The following is a 24,955-nucleotide window of genomic DNA, read 5'->3' on the forward strand; positions in this document are numbered from 1 at the left end:
CATGAGAAAAATGGTTTCTCCACACCTTATGTCATAAGGCCGCAAATTTTTACTGGTGATAACCCATTCAAAGCGAGTCAAAACGGTTATATCTATACCATATACGAATGGAGGGATTCCCTATGATTCCGGCAACGTTGGAACAATTGGAGCAAGTTCGCAAGGAATGCCGCACCATGGTTCGCAAAAGAGCTACTGCTTCCGTAGGTACAACACTCGTTCCGCTGCCCGGTACAGACGTACTGGCTGATGTGGGGATGCTGATGCAGCTGTTGCCTGCCATTAACAATAAATTCGGATTATCGCAAAAACAGCTGGATGGTATGGACCCCGAGACCAAATCCATGATCTATGGATTCGTGATGTCCATCGGTAGCAAAGTAATTGGACGCATGGTAACCAAGGAGTTGGTCGTACAGGTTCTGAAAAGAGTCGGGGTTCGCGTTGCTACCAAATCGGTCGCCAAATTCGTTCCATTTGCAGGACAGGGGCTGGCTGCCGCACTCAGCTTCACGGCCATGCGCTACGTGGGTAACAAACATGTCGATGACTGCTATGACGTCGTCAAACGCATGATTGAGCAGCGCGAATTGATCCCGGGTGAGCCGGCTCCGTCTGCACTGGATGAAGCTACCGATGATGCAAAGGTGGAAGTGAGGACACCTTCCAGTAACGGCACTGATGTACCTGATAAAAAGTCAAATGATGAGTAAATGAATACTGCATATCATATCATCAATGCTCAAAATACATGACAAATAGCCGGGAACCCTTAAAGGGTAGTCCCGGCTATTCTTGTTAATCCATTATTAAATTGCCTGCGGTTGTTGCTCCGTAAACTGACTATTGTACAGATCCGCATAGAAGCCCTGACTTGCCATCAATTCCTCATGATTGCCTTGTTCAATCACGTTACCATGATCCATCACCAGAATCAGATCGGCGCCGCGAATGGTAGACAAGCGGTGTGCAATGACAAAGCTCGTGCGATCCTTCATCAGATCATTCATCGCTTTCTGAATAAATACTTCAGTCCGTGTATCTACGCTACTCGTCGCTTCATCCAGAATCAGAATGGCCGGGTTCGCCAGAATTGCTCTCGCAATCGTCAGCAACTGCTTCTGTCCTTGGGAAATGTTCGATGCCTCTTCATTCAGCACCGTATCATATCCATCAGGCAGTGTACGAATGAAGTGGTCCGCATGGGCTGCATCGGCTGCCTTGAAGACGTCCTCTTCCGTTGCGCCTTCTCGTCCATAAGCGATGTTGTCACGAATCGTTCCGTTGAATAACCAGGTATCCTGAAGCACCATTCCAAACAGGCTGCGCAACTTGCCGCGTTCCATATCCTGAATATTGACACCATCAATCGTAATCTGACCATCCTGAATTTCGTAGAAACGCATCAACAGGTTGATCAGGGTTGTTTTACCGGCACCTGTTGGTCCCACAATGGCTACCGTCTGCCCCGGTTTCACATCAATATTCATGTTGCGAATGAGCAACTCATTCTCTTTATATCCAAAATTAACACCTTGGAATGCAACTGCGCCTTTAGGCTGCTGTAATTGCACGGGTTGTTTGGACTCCGAAACTTCTTCCTCTTCGTCCAGCAACTCGAATACCCGCTCCGCCGAAGCGATCGTCGATTGAATGATATTGGAGATGTTCGCGATCTGGTTAATTGGTTGGGTGAATTGACGGGAGTACTGTGTGAAGGCCAGAATATCCCCGATGGAGATGGCTCCGCGTGTAACGAAGATCCCGCCGACCACACAAATCAGCACATAACCCAGGTTACCGACAAAGCTCATGAGCGGCATAATGATACCCGAGATAAACTGGGCTTTCCAGCCGGACTCATACAACTCCTCATTAACCTTCTCGAATTGTTGTACCGATTCTTCTTCACGTCCAAATGCTTTGACGACTTTGTGCCCTGTGTACATCTCTTCGACATGACCATTCAATTCACCAAGCGATTTCTGTTGACCCGCAAAGTGTTTTTGCGAACGGGATGCCACCAGCATAACCACTACCACACTGAGTGGCAGCGTCAAAATGGTGATCAGGGTCATCCACGGACTAATCGTCAGCATCATGATAATTACACCGACAATGGTTACTACAGACGTTATGAATTGCGCCAAACTTTGCTGCAGCGTATTACTAATGTTGTCCACGTCATTCGTGGCACGGCTGAGAGTCTCCCCATGGGTACGAGAGTCAAAATATTTCAGTGGCAACCGTCCAACCTTCTCGCTGATCTGCTCACGCATATCATATACAACCCGTTGGGCCACACCGGCCATCAGGTATTGTTGTAGATACATAAATGCAGCACTAAACAGATAGAGCCCGACAAGCAGGTATAACACTTTGATCAATGCCGGAAAATCAATCCCTGCTCCCTGCACACCCTGAAGGATGGCAATCGCGCCTTGAGTGAGAATATCTGTACCTTCCGCCATGACCTTCGGACTGATGATGCTAAATACGGTACTTAGAATAGCTGCAATCAGCACACCTAACAGTAGATAACGGTGAGGCTGAAGATATTGAATTAAGCGACGCAGTGTGCCTTTGAAGTCTTTCGCTTTCTCGGCGGGAGGTCGCATGCCCATTCCGGGACCTGGTCCCGGTCCGCCAGAGGCACGGGGTGCCTTGTGTTTCTCTGTACGTTCACTCATGCGATCTCCTCCTCAGTCAGCTGGGAGGATACAATTTCGCGATACACTTCATTGTGCTCCAGCAGCTCTTTATGTGTTCCTGAACCGACAATTCGTCCTTCATCCATGACCAAAATGCGATCTGCATCCATAACTGTACTTACACGCTGAGCCACGATGAGCACAGCCGACTCTGTCGTTTCAGATTTCAGTGCAGCACGAAGACGGGAATCTGTTTTGAAATCAAGGGCCGAGAAACTGTCGTCAAAGATATAGACTTCCGGACGACGAACGAGTGCGCGAGCGATGGACAAACGCTGTTTTTGCCCACCAGACACATTACTACCCCCTTGAGAGATGAGGCTGTCATATCCGTCTTTCATCTCGGAGATAAAATTCTCCGCCTGTGCCGTCCGAGCTGCATGAACAATCTCTTCCATCGTGGCATCATCTTTGCCGTGACGAATATTCTCCGTAATCGTTCCGGTGAAGAGAACTGCCTTTTGCGGTACAAAACCAATTTTCCCGCGCAAATCCTCCTGCCGAAGTTCACGCACATCCGTTCCATTTACTCGAACACTGCCCTCTGTCACATCATAGAAACGAGGAATGAGACTGAGCAATGTGGATTTTCCTGAACCGGTACCTCCGATAATCGCTGTGGTCTCACCTGGGCGAGCTGTGAATGAAATGTTGGATAATGCCGGATTCTCCGCACCTGGGTAACGGAAAGTCACATTATCGAACTCAATCGTACCTTGCAGTGCTTTCATGGCGCGAGGCTGATCTGGATTGCTAAGATCAGGTTGCATATCAAGCACTTCGTTGATCCGCTCTGCCGAAGCCGATGCTCGCGGGATCATGACGAAGATCATGGAAACCATAATGAGGGAGAACATAATCTGCATAGCATACTGAATAAACGCAATCAGTGAGCCAATATCCATATTCCCACTGTCGATCCGATGTCCTCCAAAGTACAGGATGGCGATCATGGAGAAGTTCATTACAATCATCATGACAGGCATCAAGGTTGCCATAAGCACATTTACTTTAATGGACACATCTCTCAGATCTGAATTGGCTCCATTAAAGCGGACACGCTCATGTTTCCCGCGATTAAATGAACGAACCACGCGAATTCCTGTTAACTGTTCACGAAGAACCAGGTTGAGACGATCCAGTTTTTTCTGAATGGTTTTGAACAAAGGTAAACCTTTGGCCCCAATCAACGCAATGGCTCCCCCCAACACAGGAAGCACAACCAGAAAGATGGTAGATAATTTGGCATCCTGGGATACCGCCATGAAGATACCCCCGATACACATGAGCGGAGCCATAATCATCATGCGCAGCATCATTGTAAGTACGTTCTGCACCTGTGTAATATCATTCGTTGTACGCGTAATCAGTGAAGCTGTACCCATCTTATCGAACTCCTGGAGCGAAAAGTTCTCCACATGGCGGAATACTCTGCTACGCAGTTGTTTGGCAAATCCACCCGCTGTACGGGAAGAGAGGTAACTGGCAATAATCGAACACGCTGTTCCGGCAATCGCAATGACCAGCATCCAACCGCCAATCTGCCAGATGTACGGGATGTCTCCTTTAATAATGCCGTGATTCACGATGTCCGCCATTAACGTAGGCAGGTACAGTTCAGCCAAAGATTGTAACATGATCAGACCCAGAATGAAGAAAATGGGTACTTTGTATGGCTTCAACATGCGAAACAGTTTCATCATGGCGTATCATCTCCTTGTGTAGAATCATGTGAAGAATCATCCTTTTGCGAAGAAGTCAGTGTATCAAAAAAGGTGTATACCTTCGTCAATAGCTCAGCCAGCTGAGTGCTGTCTTCTTCTCCCAGGTGTTTAACGAGTTTGTTGAATATCTCCATGCGCTCTTCATGAGCAGCCCGAATGACTTCACGGCCTGCTTCAGTAATCGTGATGCGGACAGCACGTCGATCCTCCGGGTCCATTGTCCGCTTGACCAGCCCCTCATCTTCAAGACCCCGAATAACCGGTGTAATGGTTGGTGACTTCACTCGTAGCAAAGCACTAATTTCGGATACTTTCATCCCGGGATGATTGGACTGGATGGTGTCATTGAAATTAGGCGGATTGTCCTTCCAGTTCAATTGTTCTCCCGGGTGCACCCCGTGGAGCAAACAACCCAACACCATAATTTCATTGTGATTGCGTCCATGAGGTTTATGTTGCCTCCATTTGCCTTTGTTGAACTGCATGATGGAGTATAAAAGCTTCTGGGCGACCGGATCTATACCAGTCATAATGGGTCCCTCCTTGTTTCTTTATCATTCCATAGACATCCAATATCATAGGATAACTATTAAATAGCAGTACGATTAAATAGATGTACAATTAATTAGGTCTACTAAGTATATTATCGTAAAAAACAAAAGTCAAACAACTAAAAACAACCCATATTGTTTGAAGACTTGCGTTTTAAACTCATTAAAAAACTCCCATTTTATACTCCGGTTGAAGATGACCGGGGGTATGAAGTGGGAGCACTTTATATTAAGAAATGGCACTCTCTTAATGCAGTATTAGGTGCGCTGGATAAGCATCAGGACTGCGAGGCAGAGACCGTTTTGAGCGCAGAGGCAAACGGGAAATATTCCTGCGCATTATTGTAGGCGATGCCTTGGACAATCTGACCGAGCAGTTCCATATCCTGCGGTGCTTCGCCCTGTTCAGCCCATTCACCAATGAGATTGCAGACCAGACGACGGAAATACTCATGCCGCGTGTAGGACAGGAAGCTGCGTGAATCAGTCAACATGCCGACAAAGCGGCTGAGCAGACCGACATTCGCCAAGGCTTTCATCTGGGCTAACATGCCATCCTTCGTATCATTGAACCACCAGGCGGCACCAAGCTGAATTTTACCCGGAATGCCTCCGCCCTGGAAGCTGCCGATAATCGCCGCGAGCACTTCGTTGTCCCTTGGATTCAGGGAATACAGAATCGTTTTGGGTAGTGCTTGATGCTGTTCCAACGCATCGAGTAAACCAATCATTGCCGATGACAGCGGCGTATCATTGACCGCATCGTAACCGGTATCCGGCCCAAGTTTGGCAAACATCCGTGTGTTGTTGTTACGGGCTGCATTGATATGGAACTGCATCACCCAGCCCCGATCTGCATACAGTTTGCCAAGGAACGTCAGCGTTACCGTCTTGTACTTGTCCTCTTCCTCACGAGTTACCTTCTGACCCGCAAGTGCCTTGGCAAAGATGGCACCCGCCTCTTCGCGTGTAGCCACGCCATAAGGGACATAATCAAGTGCATGGTCAGAGACTCTGCCGCCTACAGAATGGAAGAATTCCACCCGGGACTCTAGCGCAGCAAGGAATGATTCATAATCGGAAATCGCTGTGCCGGATGCCTGTGATAGCTTGCCCACCCATTCGGTGAACGTATCTCGATTCAATTCCAACCCTTTATCCGGGCGGAAAGAAGGCAATACCGCTGTATCGAAACCTTCGATCTCCTGAATCTTAAGATGATACTCCAGAGAATCCGTTGGATCATCCGTTGTGCAGACCACGGTCACATTGGATTTGGTAATCAGATCACGTGCACCGAATCCGTCACTGTTCAGCCTGGCATTTACTTTTTCCCAAATGGCTGGTGCGCTTGTCTCATTCAGTACTTCGTACACGCCGAAGTATCGTTGTAATTCCAGATGAGACCACGCGTACAGCGGATTACCAATCATCATGGGTACCGTTTTGGCGTAAGCCAGGAAACGATCGTAATCCGTCACCCCTTCACCACCGGTTATATATTGCTCTTCAATTCCGTTCGCGCGCATGAGCCGCCACTTGTAGTGATCACCGTATAACCAGGCCTCTGTAATATTGCTGAAGGTTTTGTTCTCGTAGATCTCCTGAGGACTGAGATGGCAATGATAGTCAATAATCGGCATGTCTTTGGCATAATCCTCATATAACTTGATCGCCGTTTCATTGTGCAGTAGAAATTGTTCATCCAGAAAAGATTTCATTCGCCTCGCACGCTCCCTTTAGGTGAGTTTACGTTCATATGGGTTCACTTCCCATCTTTACGCTACACTGTTTAACCCCAAAGTTCAATATAAAATGATAGCGTTATCAAAAAAGGTTGATTTAGGCATACATCCTTAAACAAGGTATACTGTTTTTAACGTAAGAATGCTGATCTGAAGATGACACAAGGAGATGAAATGCAATGAAAATCACATTTCTCGGCACAGGAGACATGTTCAGCGTGGAGCAGCACCACAATAGTATGCTGGCTGAATTCGGAGAGACGCATCTGGTCATTGATTTTCCGGAATCGAATGCCAAAGCGCTTAAGGAGTACGGTTTTCCAATGACCGATATTCACAACGTCTTTATTACCCATCTGCATGAGGATCATATTAACGGTGTACAGATGTTGGGTTATTACGCACAGATTGTAGGCGACCGCAAACCCCGTCTGTTCATCCACGAACAATTGGTAGAGCCGCTCTGGAACATTCTATCCCCGGGTATGCGCTACACAACCGATGGTGAACGTACCATGGACGATTACTACGATGTAGTTCCACTGCCCGATGGAGGCACATTCCAACTGGGGGGCGTGACGTTTGAGACGTTTCGGACTCAGCATGTTCCCGGTATGGTCAGTAACGGACTGCTCGCCAAGCCTTACTTCTATTACAGTGCAGACAGTACACTCGATCAGGAACGGGTGGAACAGGCCGCCTCTGATGTGCAGCTTATTTTCCATGAATGCCATATGCATGATCTGGTGATCAAGTCACACACCTCACTGAAAGATCTGGAACAACTGCCTGCCGAAGTGAGACAGAAAACCGTGTTAATGCATTATCATGATGAATATGCTGATGCGGACAGACGGGAACAATTCAACCGCGAGCATGATCTGCGGATGGTTGGCACGCTGGAATCATTTGAACTGGAGTAAGTAAACGGAGGGTCTAATAAAGGCAGCATCTACTTAGAATCCTAACTTGGGTCTGGTGGGTGCTGCCTTTTTCTATTCTCCTTTCTCCCATGACTTCATATACTCAGTCGTCCTCGGAGACGGCTCGGCCTGAATATAAAAATACTCTTCCTTTCGCTGATCACTCGGCCCATAGGAAATTTTGATATACATACCCGCATAACTCTGGATGAAATTACTGTCGATCTCTACCTCTGGTTTCAAGATATAACTCCTGCCCAAACTCAATCCAAGCGGTTCCGTATCCGGCTCCAGACTTGCCTCGTATGTATTGCTCACATTAGAATTAATCAGTTCTGCGGCATCGATTCGATTCATCATGTCGGGGTCGAGGGTGAAGGACTGAATAACATTAGACATGGGTACACGGGCCTCATTCACCAAAATTTCATACGAAATCCGGTCAACTCCAGATTCATGACTCACATCCACCGTTGCGGTCAAAGTATACTCATCTGGCGGATGCCCCTGAAACGATTCCGGGTCCTTCCTAACCCGTTGATTCAAATCTCTTCGCTCCGAATTAAACGTATAGTCATCGGTTCTCTTTGGTTCACCCGCTGGCCCCTGGTTTGGTCCCAAACTGCAAGCCCCCAGACACATGGCTATTACAAATAGATACATGACCAACGAAAAAAAAACGGTTCATCTCTCTTTTTGGTTTCATGCCACCACTCCTCTCAACCCTCTGAAAAAGATACGCTCATTCCATTCTGTTGTTCGATAAACGACCCATATTTGGATTATTGTACCATATATTTAATATGAAACTGAACTAATTCCTTTTTCTTTTCTTGTTTAACATGCAATAAATTTCCCATTGCGTATAGTGCACCTAGCCTAGAAAAGTGCAAAAAAAACACCTGAACATAGGAGTACTAGCTCGCCTGTACAGGTGGTTTAACGATTTATATACTGTTTTCATATCAATCGGTGTACCTTTTCTTATACTGCCTGGCATATACCGTTACTCAGCGTCAGTACAGTCCTCATTCTGCTCTGGGAGGGCCCATACCGAGACACCTCCACCGCACACATGGAAAGTAGCCCAGCCGTCTTTTTCAATAGTAATCTGATCCTCACAGCTAAGGGTCAGATCTATCCAGACTTCACCAGCACGATGCTCACCAATGAACATTCTTTTCTCACCATCATCCCCATTGGAGATAACTACCGCACAACCGGAGCCTTCGATTTCCTCTACGCCACGACGCACCCAGCCAATCGTATTCGCGTGATCGAAGTAATCTTCTTGCTCTCCATACGCCTTGTTGCAACGAGCAGACAGCAGAATATCCAGTATTTCCTTTTTTCCATCCACAGGTTCAGGTCCGCCAATGCCATAATAATCGCCGTAGAACACAACCGGATAACCATCTCGACGTAATAACGTCAAGGCATAGGCACTCGGCTTAAACCAATCTCCAATCCATGATTCCAACGCTTCATGAGGTTGGGAGTCGTGGTTATCTACAAAAGTTACTGCATGGGTAGGATGGGTCTGAACCAAGGTATCATCAAAAATTTTGGAGAGATCAAAGTTTCTGCCTGCAAGAGAGGCCTCATGCAACTTGTAATGGAGAGACACATCGAACAGATCAATCTGATAGTCTACCGTATCGAGGAATTCACGACATGCATCCAGATTCGAGTTCCAGAACTCGCCTACAATGTAGAAATCCTGACCGCGTTTGCGGATCATCTCTGCTGCAAATTCCTTAATGAATTCATGGTTGATATGCTTAATGGCATCCAGCCGGAAACCACCACACTGGAGGGTATCAATGAGCCATTTCCCCCAGTCGATCATCTCACGCCTTACATCCGGGTGGTTATAATCTATATTGGCGAACATCAGATAGTCATAGTTACCAAACTCATCATCGACATTCTCGTTCCATTTTTTGTTCTCTCCTGCGATCCGGAACACACCTGTTCGTTCTTTCCTGGCATCAAAGTCCGTGCCATTGAAGTGCTCGGAGTTCCATTTAAAAGAGGAGTATTGATCCCCGCGACCCGGGAATGTGAATTTGGTCCAGCCCTCAATCTCGAACGGCTTGGAAATTTCCTTTGTCCGATCATTCGGATCCACCTCAATCACTTTGAAGACTTCCGTCTCATCTGCTCCGGCCTTATGGTTCATGACCAGATCCACATAGACGGCAATGCCGTTCTTCTGACACTCAGCAATGGCATCCACCAGTTCCTGCTTGGTGCCATATTTGGTGCGCACGGTCCCCTTTTGGTCAAATTCACCTAAATCATACAGATCATATACACCATAGCCTGTATCCTCAGCGGACACCGCTTTGGTTACGGGAGGAATCCATATCGAATCAATGCCTTTGGCTTTCATTTCCGGGGCCATTTCAGCCAGTCGCTTCCAATGATCTCCGTCTGCAGCCAGGTGCCATTCAAAAAACTGCATCATGGTATGATTTCTCTTCATTATAAACCGACCTCCTTGATTGCTTTCGAAGCGGACCGCGGAACGGATAGGGTATTCGCCGTTGTTCGTTCGTTGCTAACCAAGTTATAACCCTTTCACCCTACCCTTCAATCATGTAAAAGTGACAAAATCGAAAAATAAATGTTACATAAGCTGAACTAAAGATTATTTACACTGACACTACGATGACAGAGTAACCTTCCAATCGCTGTTATCCCCAGATTTTTTGATTCCCTTTTTCGAAGGGGAAAATCCGAGGATAGCGTATGCTTCCGATGCAGCTTTCTTTCAGAAAGCTTTTAGGCGAACGCTTCGCTTTTTCAGGTTTTTTCTGTCCTCTCCGTTATCGTGTAAATGATTAGTTCAACTTATATACAGGCATCATTTCAAACGTAGTTCGTTTATCACATTCGCTTATAATCCTGCCACTCCTCGGGCAGGAGGGAACGATAGGGTTCCTGCGTGAACCGATCATCAACCAGCACCAGCACGCCCCTGTCTTCTTCCGTTCGAATCAGCCTTCCTCCTGCCTGCAGCACCTTGTTCATACCGGGGAAAATATAGGCATAATTGAACCCATTGCGCCCTGTACGGTCATAATAATCACGAAGTACATTGTTCTCAAGACCAATCTGCGGTAGCCCCGCACCTACCACAACGACGCCATTCAAGCGGTCTCCCGGCAGATCGACACCTTCCGAGAATACGCCACCCATGACGGCAAATACCAATCGTGTTCGTTCAGGGTTTGGTTGGAACGCATCCAGAAACTGCTCCCGTTCCAGTTCGTTCATGCCCTGCTTCTGTATAACCGTATCTGCTTCATTTGGAAGCTGTGTATAGGTTTCATATATTTCTCGCATATAAGGGTAAGAAGGGAAGAACACCATCAGATTACTGCGCGGCCATTCGGCCACCAGCTGTTGCAGCATCTCCGCAATGGGTCGCCGGGATTGCTCCCGGTCTTTATATCGCACAGATAAGGGTAGAAGCCTTACATCCAGTTGCTCACGCTGAAATGGCGATGGAATCTGCAATGTATAATCCTCTTCCTCTGCACCCAGCATATCCCGATAATAGCGAAGAGGTGACAAGGTTGCCGAGAAATGAATGAGTGAGCGGAATCCTTTGGCCGTCTGACGAAGCAGCACGGAGGGATCGAGACAGAACAACTTCACTCTCACTTCACTCCGCACACACTCTGCATATGTGATGAAACGTTCATCATACAGCTTGGCAATGCGCAGGAAATTCTGTGCCGTGAAGTAGGCATCGAGCAGCAACTGATCCGTCTCTGCATTCCCCGAACCACCTTCGACCAGACATTGCTCCGCAACCATAACAAAAGGCTCCAGTAATTCAATCAGTTCCTCCGGTGCCTCCTGCTGTATGATCTTCCCTTCATCTCCACCATTTTTGCGAAGGGTAATCAGATACTTATCAATGGCTCCAGTGTAGTCAACAATGGCTTTGGCTGCCGACACACTGCTGTTCAGGGGCTGGAACTCCCTTTTCACATCCAGGAACACCGCTTTCTCCAGCTCTGCGGAAAACATCGTTCGGCCACGATCGACCAGATTATGGGCCTCGTCCACCAATAACACCGTCTTACGCTTCTGCTCCTCCAACATTCGTTTCAGAGAGATACGTGGATCAAAAATATAGTTATAATCGCAGATGACCGCATCGGCAGCATATGCCGCATCCAGTGAAAACTCAAACGGACACACCCGATGTTTGCGTGCATACTGCTCGATGACCGGACGTGTCATTAATGTCTCATGTTCCAGCATATCCAGCACGGCCCCGTTAATACGGTCATAATATCCTTCGCACATGCCGCATTGTCCCGTATCACAAGCTTCCTCTTCTTTAAAACAGATCTTGTCCTTCGCGGTCAGACTGATCACATGCATCTTCAATCCTTCCGATTGCATCCGGGCAAAAGCTTCTTCTGCCGCCACCCGTGTCGTCGTCCTCGCGGTCAGATAGAACAGTCGGCTGGCTTCGCCTTCGCCAATCGCTTTGACCGTGGGAAACAGTACGGACATCGTTTTACCAATGCCTGTTGGGGCTTTGGCCATCAATCCCTGGCCTTCACGAATGGTCTTGTACACGGCTCCTGCCAGCTTCCGCTGTCCCTCCCGGTATTTACGAAAAGGAAACGGCAGCTCTCGCACACTGACATCACGCTCTTCTTCATACGCAGCGATCATCTCTGCAAACGGCGCATAGCCGGCAATCACTTCTGCCGCAAACTGTTCCAGTTCCTGTCGCTCTGCCATTCGGCGAAAACGTCTTTCTTCATGGGTTACCGAATGCACATACGTAAGCTGAACCTGCATTCGCGGTTCATCCTGCTGAACGGCGTACATGTAGGCATACATCATCGCCTGCGCCCAATGCACGGGCAGTCCGTCACCCAGGTCGTCCAGATTGCCCGCAGTGGATTTGATCTCATCCACCGTTAACTGACCCTCCAACCGGATCAGACCGTCACATCGCCCTTCCACCACATAGGTCAGATCGCCATGTTGAATCTCAGCTTCGAGTACGATCTCTTTCAGATCTTCTTCGGTGTATCCCTTCTGTACCCGCTGATGGATTCGAGTCCCCTCCTGCATCGATGCATTGGTCCGGAACCCTGGACGTATGCTGCCACTGCGGTACACATACTCCACCAAAGGTCTAACCGATATCCGAATTGTTGTTGTCATACGATCACCCGTTCTGTTTGTAGTGACTATACTTTATCATGAAAAGACATGCTCAAACCAGTTGATCCTCCGATTGGACTCACCAATTCCGGATGCTTCCCCAGACCTTCCTACGTTACAACGTACACTATAGAATAACGATCTAATTATATCCGGCTTTCATTAGAGTAACCCGGTACTGCCACATCTCTTCCAGCAGGGAAGAGGTTTTTTGTTGTCGATTAATGGCGGCTTTCATTTTTTGACATGGACATGCTGAGATAGGATAATACTTGTTAAATGAAACTTCGGAAGGGAAGGCGGTACCTTGTCACGCAGTTCACTCACCCGGTTTCTAAGCGGACCGTTTATATTCTTTACCATCATCATGATGATCAAAAGCTCACTGGCCTGGATTGTTATCTTCGATGACATCCCTGTCTGGAAACCACTACTGACCGAATTGCCGCTCATCTGGATCGGCTTCTGTGTGATTGAGTGGTTTGCTGCCAAACGACGGATGTGGATATACCTTGCCGTGAATCTGCTGCTCTCAGGGATTTTCTTTGCAGCCATCATGTACTACAAATACTATGGCGTAATCGTTAACTATCACGCACTGGCACAGGTGAATCAGGTGACCTCTGTCAAGAGCAGCATGTTTTCTTTGCTGGACCCCTATTATTTGTTTATTTTTGCAGACGTTCTGATTATTGGGGGGATACTCATTCGTCGTCGGATCAAACACGGGAGTACAGAGCGCCCAGACCGGATTCCGCTTGAACGACGTGCCAGAAGACGTGTTGCTTCGGTCATTCTGACCCTGTCCATGATTCTGTGCATGCTCAACATCTATCCCAATCGGGCCAGCATGAGTGAGATTACACAAGCAGAACAGATGGGCATTCTCGGTTATGAAGCCTATACTATTCTGGATCGACCCGATGAACTTGTGCCCATCGCCCACATTGATCAGGCTGACATTGACCAGTTGAAGCAAACGACCGAACTTCCTGCGATTGTGGAGCAGGGCGCAGCAGGCGGACGTAACGTGATTATGCTCCAGTTGGAATCGTTCCAGAACTTCCTGATTGGATTAGAGGTAGATGGACAGGAGATCACACCCAATCTGAATCAATTGGCTGGACATAGCCTGTATTTTCCGAACTTCTATCAGCAAGTGGGGCAAGGAAATACCTCAGATGCAGAATTTGTTGTGAATACATCATTTTATACCCCGCCTAACGGGGCAGCAACGACTGTATATGCAGATAAAGCCCTGCCGAGCCTACCCAAGTTGATGTCTGCAAACGGGTATCAGACAGCCACATTCCATACGAATGATGTTCGTTTCTGGAATCGGGATCAGCTATACCTGGCACTTGGATTCGACCAATATTATGATTTCGATTATTTCGGCACACAGGACTCCATCGCCTTTTCGGCTTCGGATGAGGTTCTGTATTCCAAAACACTGGATAAGCTGGAATCCATGCAGTCTTCGGGTGATCCCTTCTATGCCCATATCATCTCCATGTCAGCCCACCACCCGTACACTCTGCCTGATAACAAGGTCAAGCTGACGCTGCCTGAGCGTTACAAAGATACGTTGCCCGGCGATTATCTGATATCCCAGCATTATGCTGATCAGGCGGTTGGACAGTTGATTGCGGGATTGAAGGAACGGGGATTATGGGAAAATAGTCTGTTCGTCTTGTATGGGGATCACCTCGGGCTTCCCATCTATTCACTGGACCGGGATGACGAAGTTCTTATGAAAGAGTTGTATGGTCGGGAATATACATCGGCAGATATGATTAACATTCCACTCATTATCTCGGCTCCGGGCGTTACCCCGGGCATACAACTGGAACAGATCGGAGGCCAAGTGGACATTCTGCCAACGATTGCTGGACTCACCGGAGTATCGTTAGATGACCAATTACACTTTGGACAGGATCTGCTGCATGAAGGCGGGAATCTGCTACCTGAACGCTATTACCTTCCTTCCGGGTCGGTGTTGAACGATGCTTCTCTCTTCATTCCAGCGACCGGATATGGTGACGGAACGCATTATTCCCTAGCTGATGCGGGCAGGCAGGATGCAAGACAGCAACTGACGGACGCCCCTTCAGAAGAGACGCCGGAGAATCCGGGAGGAAAGGGATCTCCAACTATAGCCAGCTCCAATAAAAGTGAGGTTTCCTCTTCGCGGTTTATTACGAAGGAACAATATGATCGGGCATTGGCTCTTGCACACTTGTCCAACAGTTATTTAAGCCAGTTACCGGACCGAAAGGACACGAACTGATTTTATTTTTATATATTCTAAAAAGAGCTTTATAGCGAATCAACAAGTACTGATGATTCTTCAAGATGATACACCTATAACGCACATGATCAATCCTGCGAGGATGGACATGTGCGTTATTTGAATCTCACGCAATCGGCGTTCTTTTCCGTTTCGAAGGCTATAAGAGATGATCGATCAATATTGTTTGAAATAATTCAGTAGTTCTGATTGAAAATTTTGTATAGTAAAACTAAGCTCACGATTTTTATGAACAATTAGACCATGCGTAAAACTTATTTTAGAATTAAAAGGAAGAATGTTTAGGCCACCCGTCTTTAGTTCGTTCCTAATCGCTATTTCAGGGACCAAGACAAAACCTTTACCGCAGCATACAAGTTGCTTGATCATCTCAAGACTTGATAGCTCTAACGCCTCTTTAACCACAACCCCCTGATTCTTTAAAACATCAATAGCAGTCGTATGATATAGACAAGACGTGCCACTGCTGATAAAAACCTCTTCGTTTAGAATCTGCACACCTGCACTTTCTACTTTCCGAGCCAAATCCTCAGATGCAGCAAAAACAATGGTCTCTTCCATAATCGGATAAAAGAGAATGTCATGTCGCTCGGGGTTCTGCGGAACAATGCCAAAATCCAGCGCATAATCCAGCACACCTTTCAGAATATCTTGATGCGTCCCTTGTTCAATCCGCAAATTTACGCTCGGAAAGTTTCTCGTATATTCCTGTACAAATGGAAGCATCCGTGTAAGAAAAAAGGATTCCTGTAATCTAATATTTATTGTTCCGCACGGTTGATTCATTTCGTTCATACTTTCTTTAAGAGATTCACTTAAGCGGGCATACTGATACGCATATTTGGAAAATACTTTTCCAGCTTCCGTAGGTTCTACCCCTCGTGGAAATCGATGGAACAGTTTCTGTCCGCAGATCTTCTCCAGCTGTTGAATATGAGTTGTTACTGTGGACTGGACATAACCTAAGCGCTCCCCAGCTCGACTGAAACTCTTCTCTTCAAGCAACGCAATAAATGCCTGAAAAAAACGACCCTCTAAGGAATTTATCACATCTTTCACCCTTTGTATTTTAATTTGAAATAGCTAGTATGCAATCTATTCGTTAGTCACATAAACATTTCAATTATACAATAAAATCATCACCAGTTTTACTAGTACCACCGCAATAGAAACATAACGCTTTGAACTTGAGAAAACGGAGAGGAATTGTATTGGACTCTTAATCAATCCAGGAGGAGATGTAAAAATGAAGATTAGTTATCAGCAACAGCAGGTTGAAGATGTCGACGTTTTTTACCGCGAAGCTGGTCCTAAAGATGGTCAAGTTATTTTACTATTACACGGGTTCCCATCCTCTAGTCATATGTTTCGTGATCTAATTCCCAAACTGGCAGAGCAGTACCGTGTCATAGCGCCTGATCTTGCCGGGTTCGGTCTCACAACGACTCCACCGCGTAGTCAATTTGACTTCACATTTGACAACCTGTTCCGAGTTATTGAAGGTTTTACTGAAGCATTAGCTCTCAAAAAGTATGTATTGTATGTGTTTGATTATGGGGCACCTGTTGGTTATCGTTTGGCAGTGGCTCACCCGGAACAAGTTCAAGCCATTATTAGTCAGAATGGTAACGCATATATCGAAGGATTTAGTGACGCATGGGAATCCTGGGAGACTTATTGGCACTCTCCAACACCTGAAAATCGTGAGGCATGTCGTGATTCTTTGACCCCCGAAACTATCCGGAACTTTCAGTATCTTCATGGCACTGATCCCAGCGCTGTTTCACCAGACGGATATTCACTGGACATTGCCTACATGTCGCGCCCGGAAGCTGAAGAAATCCAACTGGATTTGATCCTCGATTATAGAACAAATTTGGATCGTTATCCTGACTTTCAGGCCTATTTCCGCAATTATCAACCTCATCTTCTAGCTGTATGGGGTAAAAATGATCCTGCCTTTCTTCCTGCTGGAGCTGGAGCTTATAAGCGCGATATCCCATCTGCAGAAGTGCATTTACTTGATACTGGGCATTTTGCTCTCGAAACACATGTTACAGAGATCCATGAGCTCATTGACCAATTCTTAAAAAATTTATTTTAAAACAAACTTAAATTGGCTCAATCTCAACCTTGAACTAATGAAATAGAAAAAGCCCGTAGAAAGCAGGTCCAAAAATGGCCTGTTCTACGGGCTTTTGTATTACTGTCATCATTCGTCATGGTACTTGCAACGTTGTTCCATTCTGCTCCCGTTTACAACGGCAATAACGCAACGGTCTCGCGAGCAGTCAATTGCTCTACCATGGCAAGCCATTCCTGCGGTTTGTTTGGTAACACTGCATAATATCGATTCAGGAAATCAGCCACCAGGCTGGCTGGCAGTTCACCGAGTGACTCATCGCCTGGCATGAAGCACAGATCCAGTCCGCCAACCGCTTCACCGTCACCTTGCCAAGATGGATGAACATACGGAAAGTCCAGACGCTGGTACCCCAGATGGGATAGCACTTCACGACGTACATACGGGTCCATTGGCTTGATGCCACCGAACTCGTGATCCTGACTCAGATAAGGATTATAGATTTCGGCAAACATGCCGAACAATTCTTTTCCATTTACCGCAGCCAGCTTCTGCAGATCACGCTTACGGTGATTCGCCAGGAAACTGCCGATCCCCAGACCTTCGCGCCCAATAATCGTGAAGTCCGTCATGGCGACGTTCCAGTCCTCGTAATAACGGTACTCTGTCGCCCCAACAACTTGTCCTTCATGTACAGCCACGAACACCCGAATACCCGGATCTTCCAACGGTTCTGCCCACAGGGGGAAGTCCAGCACTTCTTCCCGCGGGAAAATCTCCTGCATCAGCTTGTGCATTTGGGCAAATAGTGGATCTTGAATGGATGTAATACGCGTGAATTCCATGGATAAATGCCTCCTCGATCGATGATATATTTCATTGGATATTTCTTTATTTGAATGGATTCCGCCACTCCATCAGGGCAGCATAGTTGCAGGACTCCTCATCATCCAGATAGTCTGCAGTTACTCCTACCGGCATGCGGCCACAACGAAGCAGGAACGATATCACCGGATCACGCTTCTCTCCCGCAGCCACCTGGTCCACATATTCCTGCGCAGACAGCTGGTCTGCAACCAGATGATAACCCGGCATTCTACCCGCACCTAGTAACCGATCCATCCCCTGTGCAATGACAAGATGGTACATCGCCTGCATCATAAGCTGAGCCAGTCCCCACTTGCGGTACTTTGGACGAACACAGAGATCGACAATATACAGCGTGTTGCCATCCGGCTGGTGGTTACGAATATAGCCGTCATCCGTTACTTCGGCCCAGGTATGACTTACTGGATGTGCAGAGTCCCATTGCATCCGTAAGGAAGTCATCGATCCGGCTAGTTCTCCATCTACTTCAATACAGACCGCGCCCTCTGGATAATGCCCTACATGGCTGTTGAGCTGCTCGTGACTCCAGAGCAGCTCTTCCGGATAAGGTGGAGGGAAACTCTCTGCCTGAATACGAATGAGTTCCTCAAAGTCGGCTGTAACATAATTGCGGACGACGGCCTTTACCCTTTTGCCACTTCGCTCCGGGTCGGTGATCAGCATTTCTTTGGTATACATGTTGCCGGGTCGCCCCTTTCCACTGACAAATGAATTTCCTGCTCTGCTCTGTTCCATTCGGTTATAAACGTTGCTGCCTACTCCCAATCGGTATATAGATCAGTACGGCGGTCACGCCAGGTCGTTACCGATCCACGTTCGCGCACCTCATACAATAAGTCCAGATCCAGATCGGCCGTTACAATCATATCGTTGTTAATTTCACCCTCGGCCAGAATGCCACGTGGCGGGAACGGGATATCATTCGGCGTAATGATCGCTGCCTGTCCATAGTTGGCACGCATGAAATCAACGGTCGGCAGATTACCCACCGTTCCGGTTAACACAACATACACCTGATTCTCTACCGCGCGGGCATGACTCGTATAGCGTACACGATAGAAACCATGGCGATCATCCGTACAGGAAGGACAGAAGATCACATCTGCACCTTTGGCTTTAGCCATCCGCACAATCTCCGGGAATTCAATATCGTAACAGGTCAGCATTGCAATGCGGCCTTTATCCGTGTCAAATACTTCAAGTCCATTCCCCGGAGCCATATTCCATTCTTGGACTTCGGTTGGTGTAATGTGAATCTTGTCCTGGCGCGCGATGCGACCATCCGGGTAGAACATGTGGGCTGTATTGTACAGCTTCCCTTCACGGCGAATGACGTGGGTTCCCCCGATGAGGTGCATGCCGTACTTGGCAGCAAGTGATGTGAATAGTTGTTCATATTGCTTCGTAAAGTTCGGCAGATCCTCAATCGTCAGTGCATTGCCTTGTTCGTCTCCAATGGACATTAATTGCGTTGTGAAAAATTCCGGGAACAGTACGAATTCAGTTCCGTATTCGCTCACTGTCCGTATGTAATGCTCAGCCTGAGCGGCGAACTGCTCAAATGAGCTGATTGTGTGCAATTGGTATTGTACAGCGGATACCCGCAGTTTCATTTTCCTACACCTCCACCATGATTATGCTTCCATTGTAACAACGATCCAGGGTCAACAAAAGAGTATTTACACGGAGCACTACAATGACAGAACCACCTTCCGATCGCTTCCTTACTCGCCTAGCATCGACTGCGTGAATCCGATCCACTCTCTCGTTGCAAAAGACAGATAGCGGTCTTTCCGCCAGATCATGCCGAGTTGCCATGGAATCACAGGCTCCGTTACGGGGATGATGCTCACACGCATATGATCCACCTCACGACAGATGGTCTCCGGTAGCAAGGCTACCCCCAGATTGGCGGCAACCATCGCACTGAGCAGATCCCACTGAGAACTCTCATACACCACCCGGGGTTGGAACCCGGCCTCCTGACAGGCCGCAATAATCCGGTCATGCAACGCAAAATCCTCCCGAAACAATACAAAGGCGTCGTTTTCCAGTTCATGCAACGCAACCGATTCTTTCTCCGCAAGTGGATGTGAAGGGTGCACGAGCAGGTTCAGCTTCTCTTTGACAAAGACAAAATGATCCAAAAGCTCATCCACGGTTGGCAGTACTGCAACGCCAATATCCAGTGCACCGCTGATCACATCGGCCTCCACTTTTTTGGCCCCATCCTCAAATAGCTGAATAGTCACCTGCGGGTAAGCTTTGTGGAATTCGCCAATGATCATGGGAAAAAAGCTGGACCCTACCATCGGCGGCAAGCCGATTCGTAGATGGCCTTTCTTCAAGTTCATCAGGTCATCCAGCTCGGATGACAGATTGCGGAACGATTTTTCAATCTCCAGTGCCTGCCGAAAAAACACATGACCTGCATCCGTTAGTTCCACTTTCTTACCATAACGATCCAACAACGTGATACCCAATTCCTCTTCAAGACTCTTGACGGTCTTGCTGATGGTGGGCTGGGTGATATATAGCACTTCAGCGGCTTTTGTGAAGCTCTGTTGCCTGGCGACTTCCAGAAAATATTGCAAATGGCGGATATCCATCGGTTGATCCCCACCTCTCATAGATAAATGGAATAGTAAACATTCTTAATATGCATTTTACTCATGAAAGAATGCCATGTAAAATTTGTGATATCAAGTGAATCATTTTCATAATTACTCAAACGATTACGTTGATTATACAAGGAGGGATTAAAGTGAAAAAATGGGGCCTTGGTATTGCACAGGTTGCGCTCTTAATGGTTTTTTCACTGATTATGGACCTGTTGGCCCGTACTCTCCATCTTCCTGTACCGGGTTCGATACTCGGTATGGTCGTGCTATTCATTCTGCTTCAGACCCGTGTCGTGAAGCTGCGCTGGATTGAAGTTGGAGCTGCCTGGCTACTCGGTGAACTATTGTTATTTTTTATTCCGTCAGCCGTTGGCATTATGAACTATATGCCCATGCTGGAGCATGACGGTCTGCAGATTTTATTCATCGTACTGCTTAGTACATTTCTGGTCATGTCCTGTACAGGACTGGTGGCTACACGAATTGCGAAACGAAAGGAGCGTCACACCGGATGATTGGATTCCTCTGCCTGTTGTTAACCGTCGGTATATACGGAGTTGCCAAACGAATGTATCGCAATCTGCCAAAAGTTTATCTGTCTCCGCTGCTCATTACGCCACTGCTTGTCGTAGGCATACTGCTCGCAACGGGAACGGATTATACCACGTATAGCAGCGGCGGCAAATGGCTGAGCCTCCTGCTTCAACCGGCCACCGTGGCTTTTGCCGTACCGCTGTATACCTTTTTCCATGTGCTCAAAAAACATATTTCCGAGATCGTCTTCAGTGTCATGACCGGCTCGGTCGTTGCCGTGCTTTCTTCTGCCCTGCTCGCCAAATGGTTGCAACTGGATTCAGGGCTGATCCATAGCTTGATCCCGCGCTCCATTACAACGCCAATTGCCATGAACGTATCAGCAACCATCGGGGGAATTCCGGCAGTTACAGCGGTTTTTGTCATAATGACCGGTCTGCTCGGAGTAATTATGGGTCCTACTATTGTTAAGATGCTGCACATCGATGGCGAGATTGCACGAGGCACGCTGTTTGGAACCGGTGCCCATGGCACAGGGACATCCAAAGCATTTGAACTGAGTTCCTTGACAGGTACCATCTCCAGTATCTCCATGGTGCTGGCCGCATTGTTCACTTTAGCCGTTGCACCCATCCTTTCCAAACTTATTTTCCCATAATAGATGGAATAATCCCACTTATTTGAAATATTATTGTTGTATTAAAGCCCTTTCTTCCTTACAATAAGGACAGGTTTTTAATTGTGAATATTGCGGGGGAGATGCGATGAAAAGAACCGGAATGAAGAGATCTCTGGACCGTCTTGGACGAATTGTCCTTCCCAAAGAAATGCGGGATACGATGGAAATCCATATCGGCGATCCGCTTGAGTTTTTCATTGAAGGGAAAGAGCTGATTTTAAGAAAGTACAAATCAACATTATGTATTTTTTGTGGTGATGTAGATACGGAAATGTATTTCAAAGAACAATTCATCTGCCGGGCTTGTGCAATTCAATTAAAACACCCGGATGACTCTCCCGACTGGTTCGTACCTCAGAACAAACAGGCTCCTGCACCCGTGGAGCGTCCTGCTACCAAATCCGCCTCAGTCTCATCTCCCGCTAGGGAAGAAGGGACCACTGCTGACAACCAAGAATACCCGGACCTGCGACCCAAGACGGCACGCATGCTGCAACAGATGAAAGAAATTGTTGAACAGAATCCCGGTTTGGCTCAACAGCAAATTGCGGAAAAGCTTGGCATTAGCCAAGGACGCGTCTCTCAATTAAAAAAGTTACTATAATAAGAATGGTATTCGATCATTTATAGTTCAGGAGACCTTCCGATTCAGGAAGTCCCGCTGCAAGAGAACCCGTTGTTTTTCGTGGGTTCTTCTTTTTTTATGCTCATCTGCAGCGGCCATCTCATGATATCGTTTCAGATCTTCTATTCATTTTCCTTTACATCTGAATGGCATCCATATCTCCTTCTTCTTCCTCTTCCAATCTGCGCATGCCCACAACCAGGACAATCATGTTAGCTACCAACAACACAGCCGGGAACGGAACAGCATCATATTGTGCATAGATCAGATGACTTCCCACAGCTCCAATCAGAATGAATGTCAGTATGCCAGAAGCCAGGATGCGAGTACGTGGAATCAGCAGCCCCACTGCACTGAGCAACTCGGCAGCACCAAGCAGATACATGGTCCATGTTGGATAAGAGAAACTTTCGAAGGTCTGAATCATCATGTCTGCTCCACTGATCTTGTTAAACCCTGTCATGACGAATACACCTGCTAGCACAACCAGAAAAATATAACCCAAAATCTTGTTCATATGTATATCCTCCTATAGCGAATTGAATGTTCCCACTATGTAATGATTATTTTGGCGATAAATAGTAAAAAAAGAATCTATGTAAAAGTTCCCCGAAGGTAACTCTGTTTTCATCTATTTAGCTAAGTTCACTTTCGAAATAGTACATGTGTATATTATGCATATTATTTATCACTAACTTACTTTTATGAAGTTAGTATACAATGATAAGATAATTTCTTCAAGTAATTTTTCACTGTATGATGTATAATACATACAAAAGGTATGTTACAGTATATTTTGTAGTGACCGTCATTAAACTGAATGTTCTACCAATCTTAGCGCGGCAGAAACCATGTCTTTCATATACATCAGCGAAAAAAATGATCTTGAATCGAGGTGAATACGTTGAAGCTTAAAAAAGTAAAAGCACCAAGTCCCTGTATGATCACTCAGGCCATAGACATTATAGGCAAGAAGTGGGTACTGTTAATTATGTACCAACTGTTGTCCGGACCGAAGCGGTTTACGGAGCTTGAAGCAGAGATGGCCATCAGTGGACGACTTTTATCGGAGCGATTGAAGGAAATGGAGACAGAAGGTATCGTAACCCGGCATATGTTTCCCGAGATTCCTCCTCGTGTAGAGTATGAGTTAACACCCAAAGGCAGAGCCATTGAGCCTGTCATTGATCAGATCTACAGCTGGTCTTCCGACTGGTTGAAACAGCAGAAATCCGAGTAATATGGACTCCTTTACCATTTATTTCCACTCAACACAAATACGCCTGAATCAGGTTGATCTGCGGATCAATCCCCGATTCAGGCGTATTTATATTTTTAATGAGAGAGATGCTTTGAAGGCTGAAGCTGTACCGGCAGGCCGGAATCTGCAGATACCAGCGCAGCCGTCGTAATCTCCTGTGTACGACAGGCATCCGCATAATCGGACAGAATTCGTGAACGGTCTCCCGTACGCAGGGCGTGAATGAACGCTTCATTTTCACGCTCATATGGATTATGTCCTGCCGGAATCTCCAGTCCTGCCATCGCATGTGTTGCAGCACTTGGCAGAAGCAAACGTTCCGGCGTCCAATCCCACACCCCTGCATCCGTGTAGAACTGCAGCCCTGCACCGCCCTCTCCGTCTGGCAACAGACAGGTATTGGCGATGCTTGCAATCGCTCCACTTTCCAGCTTGAGCGTCACATTCGCTACATCGGCAACAGTAACATGCTCATGCTTCTCATGCATGCTTCGCTGAGCTGCTACGGCGTACACCTCCGTAACTTCTCCTGCACAATACCGAAGCAAGTCTACGATATGTGTGGTCTGCTCCACGAATTGCCCACCTGAACCATCCTGGCGCCGCCACCATGCAACTCCTGGCATTCCGCCCATCCAGCGGCCAAGTGCCATGCCAACCGTCTGTTCTTTCATGGCCTGTTGCAATACTTGAGCAGCCTCCTGATAACGGAAATGGTAGCCGACTGAGGTTAACAAGCCGCTCTTCTGTACCTGAGCGAGCACCTGACGCGGAACGTCCATTCCAGTACTCAGCGGTTTCTCGACCAGGAATGGAATTCCGCGACGATTCAATTCCGACTCAATCGATCCGTGAGACATCGGAGGCACACAGATATACACCGCATCCAGCTTCTCACCATCCAGCATATGTTCAAGTTCACCGTAACCAACAGCATCATAGACGGAGGCCATAGCCTCTGCCTTTTCCAACGTTGTTCCACAGACACTCGCAACACGAACACCTTCCATTCGTGCGAGAATATCTGCATGTACCTTACTGAACCAGCCTGTTCCAATGATTCCGATCTGTAATGTCATGGATGTAATCCCCTC

22 protein-coding genes are annotated in these 24,955 nt (G+C 47.2%); 8 read left to right on the forward strand and 14 right to left on the reverse strand.

The features are described from left to right. Positions 1-122 precede the first annotated feature (122 nt). Positions 123-713, forward strand: a complete 591-nt coding sequence (locus M1D71_RS27550) for a hypothetical protein (RefSeq protein WP_458124461.1) — start codon at positions 123-125, stop codon at positions 711-713. Positions 714-809: 96 nt separating this feature from the next. Here the strand turns inward: M1D71_RS27550 and M1D71_RS27555 are convergent, their stop codons facing one another. From M1D71_RS27555 to uxaC, 4 genes are all read right to left on the reverse strand, one after another. Beyond that, entirely contained in the window at positions 810-2,690 is a 1,881-nt protein-coding gene (locus M1D71_RS27555; RefSeq protein ID WP_458124462.1) for an ABC transporter ATP-binding protein, read from the reverse strand. Continuing rightward, positions 2,687-4,414 carry an ABC transporter ATP-binding protein gene (locus M1D71_RS27560; protein ID WP_458124463.1) on the reverse strand — a complete coding sequence of 576 codons (1,728 nt, stop codon included), beginning with the start codon at positions 4,412-4,414 and terminating at the stop codon, positions 2,687-2,689. The genes M1D71_RS27555 and M1D71_RS27560 overlap by 4 nt, the downstream gene beginning before the upstream one ends. Further along, positions 4,411-4,965: a MarR family winged helix-turn-helix transcriptional regulator gene (locus tag M1D71_RS27565; protein ID WP_458124464.1), complete on the reverse strand. Its 555-nt coding sequence runs from the start codon at positions 4,963-4,965 to the stop codon at positions 4,411-4,413. The genes M1D71_RS27560 and M1D71_RS27565 overlap by 4 nt, the downstream gene beginning before the upstream one ends. Positions 4,966-5,264: 299 nt before the next feature. Further along, positions 5,265-6,707, reverse strand: coding sequence for a glucuronate isomerase (uxaC, locus tag M1D71_RS27570; protein WP_458124465.1), 1,443 nt, complete (start codon positions 6,705-6,707; stop codon positions 5,265-5,267). Between the two features lie 203 nt (positions 6,708-6,910). On the opposite strand from uxaC, the gene M1D71_RS27575 reads away from it, so the two are divergent. Continuing rightward, positions 6,911-7,654, forward strand: a complete 744-nt coding sequence (locus M1D71_RS27575) for an MBL fold metallo-hydrolase (RefSeq protein ID WP_458124466.1) — start codon at positions 6,911-6,913, stop codon at positions 7,652-7,654. Positions 7,655-7,726: 72 nt separating this feature from the next. Here M1D71_RS27575 and M1D71_RS27580 read toward each other — a convergent pair whose 3' ends face one another. The 3 genes from M1D71_RS27580 to M1D71_RS27590 all read right to left on the reverse strand — a co-directional run bounded on the left by M1D71_RS27580 (position 7,727) and on the right by M1D71_RS27590 (position 12,859). Then, positions 7,727-8,275, reverse strand: coding sequence for a hypothetical protein (locus tag M1D71_RS27580; protein WP_458124467.1), 549 nt, complete (start codon positions 8,273-8,275; stop codon positions 7,727-7,729). 385 nt (positions 8,276-8,660) lie between these two features. Next, a complete protein-coding gene (locus M1D71_RS27585; RefSeq protein ID WP_458124468.1) occupies positions 8,661-10,142 on the reverse strand; it encodes an alpha-amylase in 1,482 nt (493 codons plus the stop codon). A gap of 404 nt (positions 10,143-10,546) precedes the next feature. Continuing rightward, complete coding sequence (locus M1D71_RS27590; protein ID WP_458124469.1) at positions 10,547-12,859, reverse strand: ATP-dependent DNA helicase; 2,313 nt, start codon at positions 12,857-12,859, stop codon at positions 10,547-10,549. A 367-nt stretch (positions 12,860-13,226) separates the two neighbouring features. Between M1D71_RS27590 and M1D71_RS27595 the strand changes: the two genes are divergently transcribed. Next, a complete protein-coding gene (locus M1D71_RS27595) occupies positions 13,227-15,149 on the forward strand; it encodes an LTA synthase family protein (protein ID WP_458127367.1) in 1,923 nt (640 codons plus the stop codon). Between the two features lie 177 nt (positions 15,150-15,326). Here M1D71_RS27595 and M1D71_RS27600 read toward each other — a convergent pair whose 3' ends face one another. Next, positions 15,327-16,220: a LysR family transcriptional regulator gene (locus tag M1D71_RS27600; RefSeq protein WP_458124470.1), complete on the reverse strand. Its 894-nt coding sequence runs from the start codon at positions 16,218-16,220 to the stop codon at positions 15,327-15,329. 196 nt (positions 16,221-16,416) lie between these two features. On the opposite strand from M1D71_RS27600, the gene M1D71_RS27605 reads away from it, so the two are divergent. After that, positions 16,417-17,274 (forward strand): alpha/beta fold hydrolase, encoded by an 858-nt coding sequence (locus M1D71_RS27605; RefSeq protein WP_458124471.1) that lies wholly within the window; start codon positions 16,417-16,419, stop codon positions 17,272-17,274. A gap of 152 nt (positions 17,275-17,426) precedes the next feature. Here the strand turns inward: M1D71_RS27605 and M1D71_RS27610 are convergent, their stop codons facing one another. The 4 genes from M1D71_RS27610 to cidR form a co-directional block, all read right to left on the reverse strand. After that, the gene (locus M1D71_RS27610) at positions 17,427-18,098 is read right to left on the reverse strand and encodes a GNAT family N-acetyltransferase (protein ID WP_458124472.1); all 672 of its coding nucleotides are present in this window, start codon (positions 18,096-18,098) and stop codon (positions 17,427-17,429) included. A 46-nt stretch (positions 18,099-18,144) separates the two neighbouring features. Continuing rightward, positions 18,145-18,819, reverse strand: a complete 675-nt coding sequence (locus M1D71_RS27615; protein WP_458124473.1) for a GNAT family N-acetyltransferase — start codon at positions 18,817-18,819, stop codon at positions 18,145-18,147. 77 nt (positions 18,820-18,896) lie between these two features. Continuing rightward, positions 18,897-19,754 (reverse strand): carbon-nitrogen hydrolase family protein, encoded by an 858-nt coding sequence (locus tag M1D71_RS27620; protein WP_458124474.1) that lies wholly within the window; start codon positions 19,752-19,754, stop codon positions 18,897-18,899. Positions 19,755-19,865: 111 nt separating this feature from the next. Then, positions 19,866-20,750: a cidABC operon transcriptional activator CidR gene (gene cidR / locus M1D71_RS27625; protein WP_458124475.1), complete on the reverse strand. Its 885-nt coding sequence runs from the start codon at positions 20,748-20,750 to the stop codon at positions 19,866-19,868. Between the two features lie 155 nt (positions 20,751-20,905). Here cidR and M1D71_RS27630 point away from each other — a divergent pair, with 155 nt between their 5' ends. The 3 genes from M1D71_RS27630 (at position 20,906) to M1D71_RS27640 (ending at position 22,579) form a co-directional block, all read left to right on the forward strand. Beyond that, positions 20,906-21,277, forward strand: coding sequence for a CidA/LrgA family protein (locus M1D71_RS27630; RefSeq protein ID WP_145324724.1), 372 nt, complete (start codon positions 20,906-20,908; stop codon positions 21,275-21,277). Then, entirely contained in the window at positions 21,274-21,954 is a 681-nt protein-coding gene (locus M1D71_RS27635) for an LrgB family protein (RefSeq protein WP_336762773.1), read from the forward strand. Before M1D71_RS27630 ends, M1D71_RS27635 begins: the two co-directional genes overlap by 4 nt. Positions 21,955-22,060: 106 nt before the next feature. Then, positions 22,061-22,579: an AbrB/MazE/SpoVT family DNA-binding domain-containing protein gene (locus M1D71_RS27640; RefSeq protein ID WP_458124476.1), complete on the forward strand. Its 519-nt coding sequence runs from the start codon at positions 22,061-22,063 to the stop codon at positions 22,577-22,579. A 157-nt stretch (positions 22,580-22,736) separates the two neighbouring features. Here the strand turns inward: M1D71_RS27640 and M1D71_RS27645 are convergent, their stop codons facing one another. Beyond that, positions 22,737-23,117: a DoxX family protein gene (locus M1D71_RS27645; protein ID WP_458124477.1), complete on the reverse strand. Its 381-nt coding sequence runs from the start codon at positions 23,115-23,117 to the stop codon at positions 22,737-22,739. 423 nt (positions 23,118-23,540) lie between these two features. Here M1D71_RS27645 and M1D71_RS27650 point away from each other — a divergent pair, with 423 nt between their 5' ends. After that, complete coding sequence (locus M1D71_RS27650; protein ID WP_026081419.1) at positions 23,541-23,840, forward strand: winged helix-turn-helix transcriptional regulator; 300 nt, start codon at positions 23,541-23,543, stop codon at positions 23,838-23,840. Positions 23,841-23,935: 95 nt separating this feature from the next. Here M1D71_RS27650 and M1D71_RS27655 read toward each other — a convergent pair whose 3' ends face one another. After that, positions 23,936-24,940, reverse strand: coding sequence for a Gfo/Idh/MocA family protein (locus M1D71_RS27655; RefSeq protein ID WP_458124478.1), 1,005 nt, complete (start codon positions 24,938-24,940; stop codon positions 23,936-23,938). Positions 24,941-24,955: the final 15 nt, after the last annotated feature.

This window comes from Paenibacillus sp. Z3-2 (assembly GCF_054161325.1).

What these genes read in the sequence shown, in the direction of transcription:
- M1D71_RS27550 (WP_458124461.1), top strand. Translation starts at nt 123, where the DNA reads ATGATTCCGGCAACGTTGGAACAATTGGAGCAAGTTCGCAAGGAATGC.
- M1D71_RS27555 (WP_458124462.1), bottom strand. Translation starts at nt 2,690, where the DNA reads ATGAGTGAACGTACAGAGAAACACAAGGCACCCCGTGCCTCTGGCGGA.
- M1D71_RS27560 (WP_458124463.1), bottom strand. Translation starts at nt 4,414, where the DNA reads ATGATGAAACTGTTTCGCATGTTGAAGCCATACAAAGTACCCATTTTC.
- M1D71_RS27565 (WP_458124464.1), bottom strand. Translation starts at nt 4,965, where the DNA reads ATGACTGGTATAGATCCGGTCGCCCAGAAGCTTTTATACTCCATCATG.
- uxaC (WP_458124465.1), bottom strand. Translation starts at nt 6,707, where the DNA reads ATGAAATCTTTTCTGGATGAACAATTTCTACTGCACAATGAAACGGCG.
- M1D71_RS27575 (WP_458124466.1), top strand. Translation starts at nt 6,911, where the DNA reads ATGAAAATCACATTTCTCGGCACAGGAGACATGTTCAGCGTGGAGCAG.
- M1D71_RS27585 (WP_458124468.1), bottom strand. Translation starts at nt 10,142, where the DNA reads ATGAAGAGAAATCATACCATGATGCAGTTTTTTGAATGGCACCTGGCT.
- M1D71_RS27590 (WP_458124469.1), bottom strand. Translation starts at nt 12,859, where the DNA reads ATGACAACAACAATTCGGATATCGGTTAGACCTTTGGTGGAGTATGTG.
- M1D71_RS27595 (WP_458127367.1), top strand. Translation starts at nt 13,227, where the DNA reads ATGATGATCAAAAGCTCACTGGCCTGGATTGTTATCTTCGATGACATC.
- M1D71_RS27605 (WP_458124471.1), top strand. Translation starts at nt 16,417, where the DNA reads ATGAAGATTAGTTATCAGCAACAGCAGGTTGAAGATGTCGACGTTTTT.
- M1D71_RS27610 (WP_458124472.1), bottom strand. Translation starts at nt 18,098, where the DNA reads ATGGAATTCACGCGTATTACATCCATTCAAGATCCACTATTTGCCCAA.
- M1D71_RS27615 (WP_458124473.1), bottom strand. Translation starts at nt 18,819, where the DNA reads ATGTATACCAAAGAAATGCTGATCACCGACCCGGAGCGAAGTGGCAAA.
- M1D71_RS27620 (WP_458124474.1), bottom strand. Translation starts at nt 19,754, where the DNA reads ATGAAACTGCGGGTATCCGCTGTACAATACCAATTGCACACAATCAGC.
- cidR (WP_458124475.1), bottom strand. Translation starts at nt 20,750, where the DNA reads ATGGATATCCGCCATTTGCAATATTTTCTGGAAGTCGCCAGGCAACAG.
- M1D71_RS27635 (WP_336762773.1), top strand. Translation starts at nt 21,274, where the DNA reads ATGATTGGATTCCTCTGCCTGTTGTTAACCGTCGGTATATACGGAGTT.
- M1D71_RS27640 (WP_458124476.1), top strand. Translation starts at nt 22,061, where the DNA reads ATGAAAAGAACCGGAATGAAGAGATCTCTGGACCGTCTTGGACGAATT.
- M1D71_RS27645 (WP_458124477.1), bottom strand. Translation starts at nt 23,117, where the DNA reads ATGAACAAGATTTTGGGTTATATTTTTCTGGTTGTGCTAGCAGGTGTA.
- M1D71_RS27650 (WP_026081419.1), top strand. Translation starts at nt 23,541, where the DNA reads ATGATCACTCAGGCCATAGACATTATAGGCAAGAAGTGGGTACTGTTA.
- M1D71_RS27655 (WP_458124478.1), bottom strand. Translation starts at nt 24,940, where the DNA reads ATGACATTACAGATCGGAATCATTGGAACAGGCTGGTTCAGTAAGGTA.